The 14,755-nt window shown below is 28.5% G+C and carries 15 protein-coding genes; 12 read left to right on the top strand and 3 right to left on the bottom strand.

Features of this window, described 5'->3' with window-relative positions; translation table 11 throughout:
* The first annotated feature begins 39 nt into the window (after positions 1–39).
* Positions 40–693 (top strand): hypothetical protein, encoded by a 654-nt coding sequence (locus tag E4J94_RS11370; protein WP_135835925.1) that lies wholly within the window; start codon positions 40–42, stop codon positions 691–693.
* 51 nt (positions 694–744) lie between these two features.
* Here E4J94_RS11370 and E4J94_RS11365 read toward each other — a convergent pair whose 3' ends face one another.
* Positions 745–2,079 (bottom strand): NAD(P)/FAD-dependent oxidoreductase, encoded by a 1,335-nt coding sequence (locus E4J94_RS11365; protein WP_135835924.1) that lies wholly within the window; start codon positions 2,077–2,079, stop codon positions 745–747.
* Between the two features lie 297 nt (positions 2,080–2,376).
* Here E4J94_RS11365 and E4J94_RS11360 point away from each other — a divergent pair, with 297 nt between their 5' ends.
* The 8 genes from E4J94_RS11360 (at position 2,377) to arfB (ending at position 11,697) form a co-directional block, all read left to right on the top strand.
* Positions 2,377–3,456, top strand: a complete 1,080-nt coding sequence (locus E4J94_RS11360) for an NADH:flavin oxidoreductase/NADH oxidase (protein ID WP_135835923.1) — start codon at positions 2,377–2,379, stop codon at positions 3,454–3,456.
* Positions 3,457–3,459: 3 nt separating this feature from the next.
* The gene (gloA2, locus tag E4J94_RS11355) at positions 3,460–3,849 is read left to right on the top strand and encodes an SMU1112c/YaeR family gloxylase I-like metalloprotein (protein WP_135835922.1); all 390 of its coding nucleotides are present in this window, start codon (positions 3,460–3,462) and stop codon (positions 3,847–3,849) included.
* 8 nt (positions 3,850–3,857) lie between these two features.
* Positions 3,858–5,012, top strand: a complete 1,155-nt coding sequence (locus E4J94_RS11350) for an MFS transporter (RefSeq protein WP_135835921.1) — start codon at positions 3,858–3,860, stop codon at positions 5,010–5,012.
* Between the two features lie 80 nt (positions 5,013–5,092).
* The gene (locus tag E4J94_RS11345; RefSeq protein WP_135835920.1) at positions 5,093–5,887 is read left to right on the top strand and encodes a LytR/AlgR family response regulator transcription factor; all 795 of its coding nucleotides are present in this window, start codon (positions 5,093–5,095) and stop codon (positions 5,885–5,887) included.
* On the top strand, positions 5,874–8,906 hold the full coding sequence (locus E4J94_RS11340) for a sensor histidine kinase (protein WP_135835919.1): 3,033 nt from the start codon (positions 5,874–5,876) through the stop codon (positions 8,904–8,906). Before E4J94_RS11345 ends, E4J94_RS11340 begins: the two co-directional genes overlap by 14 nt.
* Before the next feature lie 262 nt (positions 8,907–9,168).
* Positions 9,169–10,122, top strand: a complete 954-nt coding sequence (locus E4J94_RS11335) for an aldo/keto reductase (RefSeq protein WP_135835918.1) — start codon at positions 9,169–9,171, stop codon at positions 10,120–10,122.
* A gap of 1 nt (position 10,123) precedes the next feature.
* A complete protein-coding gene (locus tag E4J94_RS11330; RefSeq protein ID WP_135835917.1) occupies positions 10,124–11,305 on the top strand; it encodes an MFS transporter in 1,182 nt (393 codons plus the stop codon).
* Entirely contained in the window at positions 11,305–11,697 is a 393-nt protein-coding gene (arfB, locus tag E4J94_RS11325) for an alternative ribosome rescue aminoacyl-tRNA hydrolase ArfB (protein WP_135835916.1), read from the top strand. The genes E4J94_RS11330 and arfB overlap by 1 nt, the downstream gene beginning before the upstream one ends.
* A 5-nt stretch (positions 11,698–11,702) precedes the next feature.
* On the opposite strand, the gene E4J94_RS11320 is transcribed toward arfB, so the two are convergent.
* On the bottom strand, positions 11,703–11,972 hold the full coding sequence (locus E4J94_RS11320) for a DUF1294 domain-containing protein (RefSeq protein WP_135835915.1): 270 nt from the start codon (positions 11,970–11,972) through the stop codon (positions 11,703–11,705).
* Positions 11,973–12,122: 150 nt separating this feature from the next.
* On the opposite strand from E4J94_RS11320, the gene E4J94_RS11315 reads away from it, so the two are divergent.
* Complete coding sequence (locus tag E4J94_RS11315; protein ID WP_135835914.1) at positions 12,123–12,842, top strand: 3-ketoacyl-ACP reductase; 720 nt, start codon at positions 12,123–12,125, stop codon at positions 12,840–12,842.
* A 282-nt stretch (positions 12,843–13,124) separates the two neighbouring features.
* Here the strand turns inward: E4J94_RS11315 and E4J94_RS11310 are convergent, their stop codons facing one another.
* Positions 13,125–13,619 (bottom strand): SIMPL domain-containing protein, encoded by a 495-nt coding sequence (locus tag E4J94_RS11310; RefSeq protein WP_246034310.1) that lies wholly within the window; start codon positions 13,617–13,619, stop codon positions 13,125–13,127.
* A gap of 143 nt (positions 13,620–13,762) precedes the next feature.
* Here E4J94_RS11310 and E4J94_RS11305 point away from each other — a divergent pair, with 143 nt between their 5' ends.
* A complete protein-coding gene (locus tag E4J94_RS11305) occupies positions 13,763–14,395 on the top strand; it encodes a hypothetical protein (RefSeq protein ID WP_135835913.1) in 633 nt (210 codons plus the stop codon).
* Positions 14,396–14,404: 9 nt separating this feature from the next.
* Positions 14,405–14,704, top strand: coding sequence for a winged helix-turn-helix domain-containing protein (locus E4J94_RS11300; RefSeq protein WP_038331250.1), 300 nt, complete (start codon positions 14,405–14,407; stop codon positions 14,702–14,704).
* Positions 14,705–14,755 lie beyond the last annotated feature (51 nt).

Genomic DNA, 14,755 nt, shown 5'->3' with positions numbered 1-14,755 from the left:
TGTTGAAACTAGAAGATTAGTTTTGAAAAATTAGAAATTATGAAAAAAATTATATTTTTAGCAATGTTAGCTGTTTCCTCAGTTACTTTAACTTCATGTGTCAGTAATGATGATTATTATGATTACATTCCAGATATTGTAAATGTAGGTCAAGTAAATTATGATGGAGTTTCTTTTCCTATTAGAAATGCAGTTGTAGCAGATATAGAGCAGGCAGATGGGGGGTATTATTATAGTGTTGAATTATCTACAAATCCAGTTCCAAAAAATGGAAAGTTAAATGGCTCATATCTATATTTAGAAATTTTCCAACGTGGAGATTTAAATTTTAATGGAAATTATATTAAAGGTTCTAATGATAGAGGAATAGATTATGTAGAATATTATGAAAATCCAATGATGAAAGATTATATTCCTATTTTAAATTCAGGGAGCTTTGTTTTATTAAATGATGATTTTACATCTGGGTCTATTAATTTAAGAAATTACTTTGATCCATATAATAGAAGTTTACTTAACGCTAACTTTGCACTAAGAGTAGTAAATGGAAAAACATTATCAGGAGATTTTGATGGCTTATTTGACTTTATTCAATTATACAATAAATCAGCGAAAGGAATCGTTAGTGAGAGACCGTCTTCAGTTGAAAGAATAAAAACAGGAGTAAGAAGATCTTCTGTAAGACATCAATAATATAAAATAATAAATAAAAAAGTCCACTCAATTTGAGTGGACTTTTTTATTTTAAGCTTCTATTTCTTTGTCTCTATTTTTAGGGAAACGTCTATATCCTTTTAAATTAAATCTAAAATCTTTCTTAGTAGGACGAACAATAATACGTAATGAAGAGTCATTAGTGAAATAATTCTGAGCCCAATTAAAGAAAATAGCTAATTTATTTCGTACAGTTAAAATAAGCATTAAGTGAAGAAACATCCAAGTAAACCATGCTAATCTTCCAGAAAAAGAAAATTTAGGTAAATCTACAACTGCTTTATGCTTACCTATTGTAGCCATAGAACCAGGATCATCATATTCAAATAAAGTTAATTTATCATCTGATAAGCCTTGACCAATTTTATTGAAATTTTTGGCTAACAGAACAGCTTGATCTCCAGCAACACGTGCTAATTGAGGATGTCCATATGGATATTTAGGAGTTTCCATTGAAGCAATATCTCCAATAGCATAAATGTTTTTCGTACCAATAACTTTACTTGTACGATCTACCTTGAAACGATTACCTCTTTGTAGCTCTTCTTGAGAAACGGCTCCTTCAGGAATATTTCCTGTAACTCCAGCAGACCAAATCAAGTTTCTTGTTTTGATTGTACGCCCATCAGCTAATGAAATAGTTTTTCCATCATAATCTGTAACTCGTCCTTCTGTCCAAACATGTACTCCCATATTTGTCAAATATTCGTAAGACTTTTTATGAGCTAAGTCAGACATTGGGCCTAATAAATTAGGACTTCCTTCAATAAGATAAATGTTTAATTTAGAGAAATCTAAATCTGGATAATCTTTTGGTAGAATGTGTTTTTTCATGTGTGCAATTGCACCAGAAAGCTCTACTCCAGTTGGTCCACCACCAACAACAACAATGTTCAAAATTTCTTCCAATTCTTCTTCTGATTCAGCAGAATAAGCACTTTCGAAATTTGTTAACAATCTGTTTTTTAGCGTTAAAGCTTCGTTTGTGGATTTCATTGGGAATGATAATTCCTCAATTTGTTTATTACCAAAGAAATTTGTGGTACATCCCATGGCAACAACCAAATAATCGTAAGAAAAATCTCCGATTGTAGTTTCAACAATATTAAGCTCTTTTTTAATTGATGTTACTTCAGCTAATCGTACGCTAACATTTTTACTATTTTGAAAAACTTTACGAATTGGGAATGAAATATCACTTGCGTTTATCCCAGCTGTTGCAACCTGATAAAATAGAGGTTGAAATTGATGATAGTTATAACGGTCAATAAGTGTAACAGAAAAGTGTGGGTTATTATTTAATTTACGGGCTAATTTAAGTCCGGCAAATCCAGCACCTAAAATGACAATCTTTTTCTTTTCCAAAATTCACTTTTTTGTAAAATTACGAACAAACTAAGAAACAATGAAAGATTTATTAAAAATTATTCTGAACCTTAAATATTTACTACTATATCGGATTGATTATTAGATTTTTTTAAATTTATGTTTTTTGTCAGTTTTAAATAAAAGAAGATAATTATTAATGAATTTAGATTTTTTGTAATTTTTATAATCAATGAAAATGTAATTTGTTTAAAATTATTTAAGCATAATCATTTTAAGAAATCAATCAAATTCACGACTTTTATTCCAAATTAATCAAATCAAAAAAAACAAGTAATGAGCAAATTATTTGAATCAATTAATATAAATGAATCAATTTCATTAAAAAATAGAATTATTATGTCGCCAATGTGTCAATATTCTTCGGAAGATGGTTTTCCAAATGATTGGCATTTTCAGCATTATATTTCGCGTGCTGTAGGTAATGTTTCGGCGATTATACAAGAAGCAACAGCTGTTGTTGCAGAAGGTAGAATCTCGTACGGCGATTTAGGAATTTGGAATGATGAACATATTGAAGCTTATCAGAAATTAACTTCCGAAATCAAAAAATACAATTGTGTTCCTGGAATTCAGTTAGCACATGCAGGACGAAAAGCAAGTACAGAAAAACCTTGGTTGGGACACAATCAAATAAAATCTGACGAAAAAAATGGTTGGAAAACGGTTTCGAGTTCTAATTTACCTTTTAATGAATCGGATGAAGTTCCACTTGAATTATCAGTTTCAGAAATTGATAATATTGTAAAAGAATGGGGAAAAGCAACAGAACGTGCTATAAAAGCTGGTTTTGAGATTTTAGAAATTCATGGTGCACATGGCTATTTGGTTCACCAGTTTTTGTCACCTTTAATCAATAATCGAACAGATGAATATGGAGGTAGTTTTGAGAATAGAATTCGTTTTGTTTTGGAAATTGTAGAAGAAATGAAAAAATACATTACAACTCAATCACTTTGGATTCGTTTATCTGCTTCGGATTGGGCTGAAAATGGTTGGAATTTAGAAGAAACAATTGAATTATGTAAAATTTTAAAACAAAATGGAGTAGAAGTGATTGATGTTTCGTCTGGAGGAGGAGTGAGTCATCAAAAAATTGATGTTAAAAAAAATTACCAAGTTCCATTCGCGAATGAAATTAAAAATCAAGTTAAAATAATTACAGGTGCTGTTGGATTAATTTTTGAGCCAAAACAAGCCGAAAAAATTCTAAATAATAGCGAAGCAGATTTGATCTTTTTAGGAAGAGAATTATTACGCGATCCATATTTTGTATTGCGTGCTGCAAAAGAGTTAAACGCAGATGTAAAGTGGTTGCCACAATATGAAAGAGCAAAAAATAATCATTACGCTTAAGTTATGTTAGCATTAAAAAAGATACATCATATAGCAATTATTTGCTCGGATTATCAAAAATCGAAATCTTTCTATACAGAAATTTTAGGCTTCGAAATTTTACAAGAAGTTTATAGAAAAGAACGTGATTCTTATAAATTAGATTTAGCTTTGCAAAATTATTACTGCATCGAATTATTTTCTTTTCCTAATCCCCCAAAACGTGTTTCTCGACCAGAAGCTTCTGGTTTGAGACATATTGCTTTTGCTGTGGAAAATATAGAAAATGAAGTAGAAAAACTAGCGCAGTGGAATGTGATGGTAGAGCCAATTAGAGTGGATGAATATACGCAGAAGAAGTTTACTTTTTTTGAAGATCCAGATGGTTTGCCAATAGAATTATACGAAGAATAGAAGAATAAATGGTAAAAAAGAGTTTACTTGCCTTAGCAATGGGAGGTTTAGCCATCGGAATGACGGAATTTTCGATGATGGGAGTTTTAGAGGATTTTGCAAAAGATTTGAATATTTCAATTCCAACAGCAGGGAATTTTATATCAATGTATGCAATGGGTGTAATGGTTGGGGCTCCAACATTGATTATGGCTACAAGTAAATATTCACCTAAAAAAGTATTGATCTTTTTTATGTTATTATTTACCATTTTTAATTCACTTTTTGTTATCGCACCAAGTTATAATACTTTATTAATAGCTCGTTTTATGTCTGGTTTACCTCACGGAGCATTTTTTGGAGTAGGATCTGTTGTTGCTGCACAATTAGCAACAAAAGGAAAAGAAGCGCAAGCTATTTCGATTATGTTTGCAGGATTAACTTTTGCTAATTTGGTTGGAGTTCCATTAGGAACAAAATTGGGACAAGTATTTTCTTGGAGACTAACGTTTGGAATTATTGCAAGTTTAGGGTTAATCACAATGTTAGCTATTTCGCTATGGGTTCCGAATCTTAAAAATACAAACAAAGGAAGTTTAGTAGAACAGCTAAGTTTCTTCAAAAAATGGGAAGCTTGGGTATTAATTGTGATGATCTCTATCGGAACATCAGGTTTATTTGCTTGGATAAGTTATATTTCTCCATTGATGACAAATGTGGCTGATTTACCAAAAACAAAAGTTCCAATTATTATGACTTTAATTGGTTTAGGAATGTTTGTTGGAAATTTTATCGGTGGAAAATTAGCTGATACCATGTCTCCTAATAAAGCGGCAATTATCTCATTTGCTTCAATGGCAGTTTGTTTAGTTATCGTTTATTTTACTTCTCATATTCAAGTAATGGCCTATATTATGTCTTTTGTAACAGGATTAATTGCATTTACAATTGGTTCGCCAATCCAAATGATGTTAATTAATAACGGAAAAGGATCTGAGACTTTAGCAGCTGCAGCTGGTCAAGCAAGTTTTAATATTGGAAATGCTTTAGGAGCATTTTTAGGAGGGATTCCAATCGCAATGGGATTAGGTTTTAATTCGCAATTGTGGGTTGGTTTTATTATGGCGTCTGTTGGATCGATAATAGCAGCCATTTTTTTACAATTAAAAACGAAAAGAGTATAAAAATATTACTTCAATTATAATCAAAGGATGTTCGTATAGAGCATCCTTTTTTATTTTATATTTGTATTAAATACGCTAGGATGAACAATTACAAGGCTCTTATTATTGATGATGAACACTTTGCTCAACAAGGATTAAAAAAAGTTATTCAACATGCTTTACCTGATTTTTTTGTTTCCATAGATACAGCAAGCTCTGTAAAAGAAGGAGTGGAAAAAATAAAAGAAAATAAACCAGATATTGTTTTTTTAGATATTCAAATGCCAGAAGAATTTGGGTTTAAATTATTCGATTATTTTAATGACATTTCTTTTGATGTAATTTTTACAACTGCACATTCTGATTATATTTTGCAAGCTGTTAATCAATGGGGATGTTTGGGGTATTTAATGAAGCCAATTTCTATTTCTGATCTTAAAATTTTATTGCAACGTTTTGAAGAACGACAAAATGATATAAATAGAAGTAATAAAATAGAAATAATAAAAGAAGATTCAGAAGAAGAAGTAGATACAGAAAACCTTAAGGAAATTTTTAAAAACGAACATGGAATAATTTTTATTCCTTCGATAACAGAAGTTTTAGTTTTAAAAATAAATGAAATTATCTATTGCAAAGCAGATGACAGCTATTGTACTATTTATACAAAAGATGATGTCTTTATGATTACTAAAACGTTGAAAGAAGTTGAAAATTTAATTAATCAAACAAATTTCTTTAGAGTTAATCGTTCTTATTTGGTGAATATAAATTTTGCAAAAAAAATTGATAAGAGAAATAATCAATTAATCTTAAATTGTTCTCCTAAAGGAGGAGAAATAAATCTTCCTGTTACATCTTTAGGTTATAAAATTCTTTCGAATGTTGTTTCGTAAAATTCTATTATTAATCCTTTTTATTTTTTGCTCAAATCAACTTTTTGCTCAGTTTGTTTTAACAAAACAGTATACGTACGAAAATGGCTTACCTGCTAATGAAATTTTGAGTATTTATAAAGATTCAAGAAATTTTGTTTGGGTAGGAACTCGTTATGGAGTTTTTGTAAAAGATATGAATAACTTCAAAATACTAAAACGTTTTGAGAAAGTTCAGTATAATAATATTTGGACAATAGTAGAAGATAAGGAACATAATATTTGGTTTGGAAGTTATGGACAAGGAATTTTAAAGTTTTCAGGCCAAGATTTTGAACAAATAAATACATTTAAAGGATTAGTTTCAGATAGAGTTCGTAACTTGTTTTATATAAATGATTTGGTTTATGTTGCAACACAAGGAGGAGTTTCTATTATTGATACAAAATTTAAAAAAATATATAATCCTTCATTTGAGAAAAGTAATAATATTGTTTTTGAAGCAGTCTCTTTTTTTGAATATCAAAATAAAATATATGTCACAACTATAGATCATGGTATTTATGAAGTTACACGTTCAAAACTAAAACTAATCAGCCCTTTTGATAAAATAAATTATAGTTTCGTTTACCATAATAACCTGTATTTTTCTTCATCAAAAGGTCTCAAAAAAATCCCAATAAATGATTTTTTTAATAATAAATCAACTTATGTAACTTATGATTTACCAATTATTAGAAGTCATAATCTTTCTAAAAAAAGAAATTCTTTACTTATTGTTGGTAATGACGTAGGTGCAGGAAATGGAATAGTATCGGAAATTACAGAAAATGAGATAAATGATCAAACAGAAAAATTCAAGATAACTTCTGATTATCCTTATAGAATTTTTAATAGTAAAACAGATGATTTAATTTATGTAGGAAGTTTAGATAAAGGACTTTTTGAAGTTCATTTTAATCATTTTTTAGATTTTTCAACAATTGACAATAAGAGAGTAATAGAAATACTTAAAATAAAAAATGTTGATTATTTTTTAACTCCAGAAGGACTTTATCTTAAGCAAAATAATGAATTCAAGAAGTTAGTTAAAAGAGATAATTTCTATAATTACATGCTCCAAAATAAAGAAAAATATAAAAATTTTCTTAATCAATCAAATAAAGATTTCTATGAAATAGATTATACTTTAAAAGCAAAAAATCTTCGCTTTTATAAGATTATAATTCATGAAGAATCTTTCTTAATAGCAACAAATTTAGGGCTTTTTGAATTAGATTTTGAAGGAAATTTTAAGCATTATCTTCCAAATAAAACAAATCAATTTACATATTTTGATAATCAATTTATTCAAACAAACCCCTTTGGAGGAATTTTAATTTTTGATGATTTAAAAAATATAAAATACACTTCTTATTCTGCTGCTCAAGGAAATGTACCGAAAGATGTTGTTTCAATTTGTCAGAATAAAAATGCTGTTTTTTTCGGTTCATCTTTAGATGGATTATTTAAATATGAAAACGGGAAATTTATCTCTTATTTACAGAATAATCAATTTAACGAATCGAAGTTAAAAATGATAAAATGTATAGGAAATGATCAATTAATGGTTGCTACAGAGTTTGCGAAAGTTTACATTTTACAAATAAAAGAAGATGAACTGATCATAAAAAAAATAATTAATATTCGTGATATAGGAGGAGAAAATATAAGTTCTATCGATATTTTTGGAGAAAGTATTTTGATTGGAACAAATAGAAACCTGCTTGTTTTTAATAAAGACAAAACTTATATGATTAGTAATGAGCAAGGTTTTGTAAATAAAGATATTCATTCATCTATTTTTGATGGGAAAACTGTTTTTCTTGGAGTTGAAAATGGATATTATAAACTAGATTTAAATAATTTATTGCATCAACCAAACCTCACAAAGAAAGTATTAATCACAGATCTTAAAATAAATGACATTGCGTTTGGTGATGAAAAATTTTCTTGGTTCGATTTAATAAATAAAAATTTGAAACTAAAGAATAATGAAAATAATTTGGCTATAAACTTTTCTATTGTAGATGCGAATTTTCCTGAAAATTATAAATACAGATATCGTATTAATCCAGAAGAAAGTTGGAATGATTATTTTAATGACGAAACAATTTTTTTAAGAAATTTGCGATACGGAGAATATAAAATTCAATTAGAAATAACTGATACTAATAATGGAGAAAAGCAGATTGTAGATCTTTTATCTTTGTATATAGCAGAACCTTTTTATTTGAATATTTATTTTGTTTTGTTGTCTTTTTTAACCTTTGGATTGATTATTTATAAGTATAATTCAAATAAAATAAGTACTTTAAATAAATTTAATCAATTAAAAATAAATCAATTAAATGAAATAAATCAACAAGAAAATAAGCGATTGCAATTGGAACGTCAATTGACAGAAACAAAGCTTACTGCGTTGCAATCCCAAATGAATCCACATTTTATTTTCAATGTTTTGAATTCTATTCAATTTTATATTTTGGATAATGATATTGATAATGCTTTGAATTCTCTTGGACGATTTTCCCATTTAATTCGTCAAATGTTGAATCTATCAACCAAAGATGAAATTAGTTTAAATGATGAAATTGATTTTTTAAAACTTTATGTGGAAGTTGAAAATTTTAGATGGCAAAACAAAATCTCATTTGAAATTGATATAGATTCTCAATTGGATATTTATAAAATTAAAATACCGCCAATGCTAATTCAACCAATAATTGAAAATGCATTTGTTCATGCTTTTGATAAAAACAAATTAGAACCAAAAATAAAGTTGAGTTTATATCTGAAAGAGAGTTACTTACAGTTGATTATTGAAGATAATGGGAAAGGAAGTAATAACAATGGAACAACTAGTAAAATATATGAATCTAAAGCTTTAAAAATTATAGAAGAAAGATTACAGCTTTTGAACCAAAATTATGAAAAAAATATATTTATTGATTTTCATGATAAAGGAACTGTTGTTAAAATGAATTTAAACATTCAATAATATTAATTTACCTGAATATATTCAAGTTTTACCTCGTTGAAAAGGTATTTCACTAAGTTGAAAACCTATTTTTATGATAGGAATGATGTGTTATTTATATTTGTATATCGATTTCAAACTAAGTATTAAACTTAGATACTTCGTTTTCTAAACCTATGAAAACACTGTAAGTATCTTAAAAGTTACATTTTTCGACGTGTGAGTCAAAAAATTTTACAACAAGAAGCTACTGCAAAGTAGCTTTTTTTTATCTTTGATACTTATGAAAAATGTACAATTAGGAAATACAGATTTACAGATAAAACCAATTTTTTTCGGAGGAAATGTTTTTGGTTGGACATTGAATGAAGAAGAGTCTTTTCAAATTTTAGACGCTTTTTTAGATAGAGGATTTAATGCGATAGACACTGCAAATAATTATTCTTACTGGGTTTCTGGTAATGTGGGAACTGAATCGGAAAGAATTATTGGAAATTGGTTAAAATCAAGAGGAGTAAGAGATCAAATTGTGTTGGCAACAAAAGTTGGTGGACGAAATATGATTCAAGATAAGCCCAATACTACAAAGGCTCATATCTTAAAAGAGGTAGAAGAATCTCTTATTCGTTTACAAACTGATTATATCGATTTATATCAGACTCATTATGATGATGTTAATACACCTGTAGAAGAAACGTTATCAGCTTACAATCAGCTAATAAAAGAGGGGAAGGTTCGATTTATAGGGGCTTCAAATTTTTCTTCTGAACGATTAATAGAGTCGTTGGATAAATCGGAACTTTATAATTTGCCTCAATACAAAACATTGCAGCCTGAATATAATCTATATGATCGTCAGCATTTCGAGGAATTTTTGCAACCGGTTGCTGAAAAATATGATTTAGCTGTTATTCCTTATTACAGTTTGGCAAGTGGGTTCTTATCAGGTAAATACAAAACAGAAGAAGATTTAGGAAAAAGTTTGCGTGGTGACGGAATAAAAAAATATTTGAACGAAAGAGGTTTTCGAATTCTAAATGCTCTAGAAACAATCTCTAGTCAATACAATATTTCATATTCTGCAGTTTCTTTAGCTTGGTTATTAGAACAAAAAACCGTTGTAGCACCAATTGCAAGTGCGACTAAAGAACAACATCTTGATGCTTTTGTAGAAGCAGTAAATGTTCAGCTTTCTCATGATGATGTTAAACTTTTGACAGAAGCAAGCGAATATTAAAATGGAAAATTTACAAATGAAACCAAAATTAACTCCTATCATTCTATGGATAATGATTATAGGGAGTGGTTTGGTGGTTGCTAATAATTATTACAATCAGCCATTATTGTCATTAATTGCAAAGGATTTTAATGTTTCTGAAAGTAAAGTGTCTAATATTGCGATGCTAACACAAATAGGTTATGCATGTGGATTGTTATTTATTATTCCTTTAGGAGATTTGTTGAAACGAAAACGAATGATTCTAATCGATTTTGTTTTTATAATTGCAGCTCTTTTGGGAATGTATTTTGCTCCATCTGTAAGTTGGCTTTTTCCATTAAGCTTTCTAATAGGTTTTACTTCAGTTATTCCACAAGTTTTTGTACCAATGGCATCAGAATTAGCAGAACCTAAAAACAAGGCGCAAGCTGTAGGAATGGTTATGAGTGGTTTACTTGTAGGTATTTTACTTTCTCGTGTTTTTAGCGGTTTTATTGGAGAATATTTAGGATGGCGCGAGGTTTATTTAATAGGTGCAATTTTAATGTTTGTGTTATGGATTTTTATCTACATTTTTTTGCCAGAAATTCAACCAAATTTCAAAGGAACTTATAATAGTCTGATGATATCTATTGTAGATTTAGTGAAATCTCAACCCCAATTAAGACTAGCATCGCTTCGTGGAGCGGCAGGTTTTGCAGCATTTAGTGCTTTTTGGACAACGTTGGTCTTCCATTTAGAAGAAGCTCCTTTCTTTGTTGGTAGTGATGTAGCTGGTGCATTTGGATTAATTGGTGCAGTAGGAGCATTAGCTGCTGCTTTGGTAGGAAAGGTGTCAAAAGTTTTGTCTACCTCAAAAATTATCTTTTATTCAATCATCATTATGTTAATTTCTTGGGGATTTTTCTATGAGTTTGGTTATACGTATTGGGGGTTAATTGTAGGTGTAATTTTGATAGATTTAGGTTTACAAGCAATGCACGTTTCAAATCAAACTATTATTTTTAGATTAGATGCAAAAGCAGGAAATCGGGTAAATACAGTTTACATGACAAGCTATTTTATTGGTGGATCTTTAGGAACTTTTATTGCAGCAAATGCTTGGGATAAGTTTCAGTGGAATGGAGTGGTTGCTGTTGGTGTATTTTTTACTTTAATCTGTTTGATTTCTCATATTTTATTTAATAAAAATAATAAGTAATGATAGATTTTTCTTCAGAAATAACTTATAAAACAGCACGAAGTAGTGGAGCTGGAGGACAAAATGTGAATAAAGTTGAAACAATGGTTTTAGCGAAATGGAACGTTGAAGCATCTCATTTTTTTTCCGAGGAAGAAAAAGCATTAATTATAGAAAAATTGAAAAATAAGATTAATTCTGAAGGATATTTGCAAATCAGTTCCCAGGAATCTCGTTCTCAATTAGAGAATAAAGAATCTGCAATAAAGAAAATGTTAGAGTTGGTTAAAAAATCTTTGATTATTCCAAAATTTAGAAAAAAAACAAAACCTACGAAAGCCTCTCAACAAAAAAGATTGAATCAAAAGAAACAACAAGCTGAAAAAAAAGATAATCGCAGGTTTAGACTTTGATGATATTAAATTCTATCAGCCAAAATAAATAAAGCACTACATTGAAGTGCCACAATTATTAATATTTTGAAAATAAATGATGTCTTTTTTGTTTTGTGTCGATAAATTTGCATAGACATAAGAGAACCAACTGTACCTCCAATTAAAGTAACAAAACAAAGTGCAAATTCAGAAATACGTCTTTTTCCAAGAATAGAATTTTTTTTATCTATTTTAAATAGAATAAATGAGAAGATATTGATAAAGAGTAGAGTAAAAAATAAAGATGTATTCATTCTGTATAGTGTATATTAAGGAGTAAAAATACCTATAAATAAGTAGATAAAAAATATTTTTACTAGAAATCTATGTTGATTATCTTTGTAGAAAATAATCACAAAAAATCTTCAAAAAATAAATTGTAAAACTTTGATTATAAAATAATTATGCAAGATTTAAAAGGGAAAAATGCCTTAGTAACAGGAGGAAGTAGAGGTCTAGGAAAAGCTACTGCTTTAGCTTTAGCGAAAGAAGGAGTGAATGTTGCTATAACAGGTAGAAATAAAAAAGCACTAGAAGAAACTGTTGAAGAAATAAAAAGTTTTGGGGTAAAAGCTGATTATTCTATTTTTAATGTAGCTGAAAAAGTTGAAGTGAAAATGCAATTAGAACGATTAATTGAAAGTTTTGGAGCGTTTGATATTTTGATTAATAATGCTGGTATTGCGGCTTTCGGAAGCTTTTTGGAAATGCCAGAAAACGATTGGGAAGAGATTGTGCGTACCAATTTATTTGGACCATATTACGTTTCTAAAGCAGTAATTCCTTCGATGGTAGACTTAGGGAGTGGAGATATTATTAATGTTTCGTCAACAGCAGGATTAAAAGGAAATGCAGTTACTTCCGCATATTCAGCATCAAAAGCGGGATTGATAGGTTTATCAGAATCGTTGATGTTCGAATTGAGAAAGAAAAACATTCGAGTTACGACCTTAACTCCAAGTACAATTGCATCTGAAATGTCAAAAGATGTGTTGAAAATAACAGATGGGAATCCAGAAAAAGTGCTTCAGCCAGAAGATTTTGCTCAATTAATTGTCGATTTATTAAAATTAGATAAACGAGCAATGTTGGCTTCAGCTTCTTTATGGTCTACAAATCCTTAAGAAGAAAATGTAAAGTAATAAAAAAAGACTGAAAGTAAATATTCAGTCTTTTTTATATAATAGATTTTGATAATTTATTATTCTAAGATATATTTTACATCAACTTGAACTTCAAACCTAATTTTTTGAAATTCTGTATGAATTAGTTCTTCTGCTTTATTTAAAGAAATATTTGACATACCTCTAATTTTAAGTCCCTGATCTTGAGCTTGTAATGTATTTGATATAGTATTTGTATTATCAGAAATATAAATTGCTTTACCAACTTTTTGATTTAAAGGTTTAGCTTAGTTTTTCAGCTGTTAATTTTGACTTTAAAACTGCTTTTGATTTTAAGCTTAACAATAATTCTTCTGCTTTTGAATATTCTGTTTTTTCAATATTTACATTTGAAATTCCAACTTTTTCAAGTTCTAATAATACTTTTCCTGCTGTAATTGCGTTAGTTACTAAAACTGAATACATTTTTGATTTTAATACATTTTGATTTTTTAAAAAATACTGTTTGAAATTACTTGAGAAATCTAAAAGAGCTAAATCTTTTTCTGTATCAATGTTTAATTTTTTCAGAGTTGATTCTAATAGTTTTTCTTGCTCTTCAACAGATTTTTTATTTTTTGAATCAGCTTCATTCAAATTAATGGAAAGATAAATTTTATCCGGAATTACTAAAGAATCAATTTTAGTATTTGTCTCAATGAAAGGTTGGTCAATATAATTTTTTTGAGCAAATATTTGATTTGCAAATAAAATAGAAAGTAGAAGTATTTTTTTCATAATTTAATTTGTAATGATTTTTAGTTTAAGATACTTATTACATAAGTATATAAAAATTTAATGAATAAAATTGGATTTTTTTTGTAAAAATATTTGGAGAAATTATTTTTTATATTAACTTTGAATTACAAAGTACTTTTGATATGAACACAAATAACCCTATAGAAAGTTTAAACGAAATCAAATCGATAATGCAACGCACATCAAAATTCACGAGTATTAGTGGATGGAGCGGTGTTTGGGTTGGAGTAGTGGGAATGATTTCTGCTTTTATAGCTTATGTTTTAATTTTACAAGATGCACTTCAAGTAAATTATAGAGGAACATTAACGCCTATTTTAATGAAAAATTTAGAAATTAAATTATTCATTTTAGGAGTTATAACTTTAGTAGTTGCTTGTATTGGAGGTTTCTTTTTTATGACAAGAAAATCGACAAAAGACGGTGTTAAATTTATAAATCCAGTAACCAAACGAATTTTACGTAAATTTCTTTTTGTTTTAATTGTTGGAGGATTAGTAAGTTTGATCTTCATCAATAACTTTAGTTTTGCTTATGTGGCTCCAGCAACGTTGTTGTTTTACGGTTTGGCTTTATATACAGTGGAGCGTGATACAATTGTAGAGATAAAATATTTGGCAATGTGCGAAATCTTTTTAGGGTTATTGGCTTTCTATTTTATTTTCAACGGTTTATTGTTTTGGTTTATCGGTTTCGGACTTTTACATCTAATTTTTGGGATTTGGATGGTGCGAAAATATGATTACAAAGCTTAAATTTGCAACATGGATTTTAATCTTAATAAATTAAACAAAGTTTTTGATAATCGTATTCGTGTAGGAATTATGAGTGCTTTGGTGATGAATGAAGAAATTTCTTTTAAGGATTTGAAAGACTTTTTAGATTTAACTGATGGTAACTTAGCTTCTCACTTAAAAAACCTAGAAGAAAACGATTATATTACTGTGCACAAAGGATTTATAGGTCGAAAAACGAATACAACTTATTCGATAACAGCACTTGGAAAACAAGCTTTTCAGGAGCATTTGAACTATCTCGAAAAATTAATAAAGAATATAAAATAATTTTTTTTGTATTTAAACTTTGAAAAACAAAGTACTTTTAATAATAAATAA

This window comes from Empedobacter tilapiae, from assembly GCF_004785645.1.
In the GTDB taxonomy this organism is placed as follows: Bacteria; Bacteroidota; Bacteroidia; order Flavobacteriales; family Weeksellaceae; genus Empedobacter; species Empedobacter tilapiae.
The sequence above is the reverse complement of the archived record's forward strand: the minus strand, read 5'-3'. Positions and strand labels throughout refer to the sequence as shown.

Excerpts from the sequence above, each read along its gene's own strand:
- E4J94_RS11310 (WP_246034310.1), bottom strand. The coding sequence starts at position 13,619 with ATGAAAAAAATACTTCTACTTTCTATTTTATTTGCAAATCAAATATTT.
- E4J94_RS11300 (WP_038331250.1), top strand. The coding sequence starts at position 14,405 with ATGGATTTTAATCTTAATAAATTAAACAAAGTTTTTGATAATCGTATT.
- E4J94_RS11350 (WP_135835921.1), top strand. The coding sequence starts at position 3,858 with ATGGTAAAAAAGAGTTTACTTGCCTTAGCAATGGGAGGTTTAGCCATC.
- E4J94_RS11320 (WP_135835915.1), bottom strand. The coding sequence starts at position 11,972 with ATGAATACATCTTTATTTTTTACTCTACTCTTTATCAATATCTTCTCA.
- E4J94_RS11315 (WP_135835914.1), top strand. The coding sequence starts at position 12,123 with ATGCAAGATTTAAAAGGGAAAAATGCCTTAGTAACAGGAGGAAGTAGA.
- E4J94_RS11345 (WP_135835920.1), top strand. The coding sequence starts at position 5,093 with ATGAACAATTACAAGGCTCTTATTATTGATGATGAACACTTTGCTCAA.
- arfB (WP_135835916.1), top strand. The coding sequence starts at position 11,305 with ATGATAGATTTTTCTTCAGAAATAACTTATAAAACAGCACGAAGTAGT.
- E4J94_RS11340 (WP_135835919.1), top strand. The coding sequence starts at position 5,874 with ATGTTGTTTCGTAAAATTCTATTATTAATCCTTTTTATTTTTTGCTCA.
- E4J94_RS11305 (WP_135835913.1), top strand. The coding sequence starts at position 13,763 with ATGAACACAAATAACCCTATAGAAAGTTTAAACGAAATCAAATCGATA.
- gloA2 (WP_135835922.1), top strand. The coding sequence starts at position 3,460 with ATGTTAGCATTAAAAAAGATACATCATATAGCAATTATTTGCTCGGAT.
- E4J94_RS11370 (WP_135835925.1), top strand. The coding sequence starts at position 40 with ATGAAAAAAATTATATTTTTAGCAATGTTAGCTGTTTCCTCAGTTACT.
- E4J94_RS11360 (WP_135835923.1), top strand. The coding sequence starts at position 2,377 with ATGAGCAAATTATTTGAATCAATTAATATAAATGAATCAATTTCATTA.
- E4J94_RS11330 (WP_135835917.1), top strand. The coding sequence starts at position 10,124 with ATGGAAAATTTACAAATGAAACCAAAATTAACTCCTATCATTCTATGG.
- E4J94_RS11335 (WP_135835918.1), top strand. The coding sequence starts at position 9,169 with ATGAAAAATGTACAATTAGGAAATACAGATTTACAGATAAAACCAATT.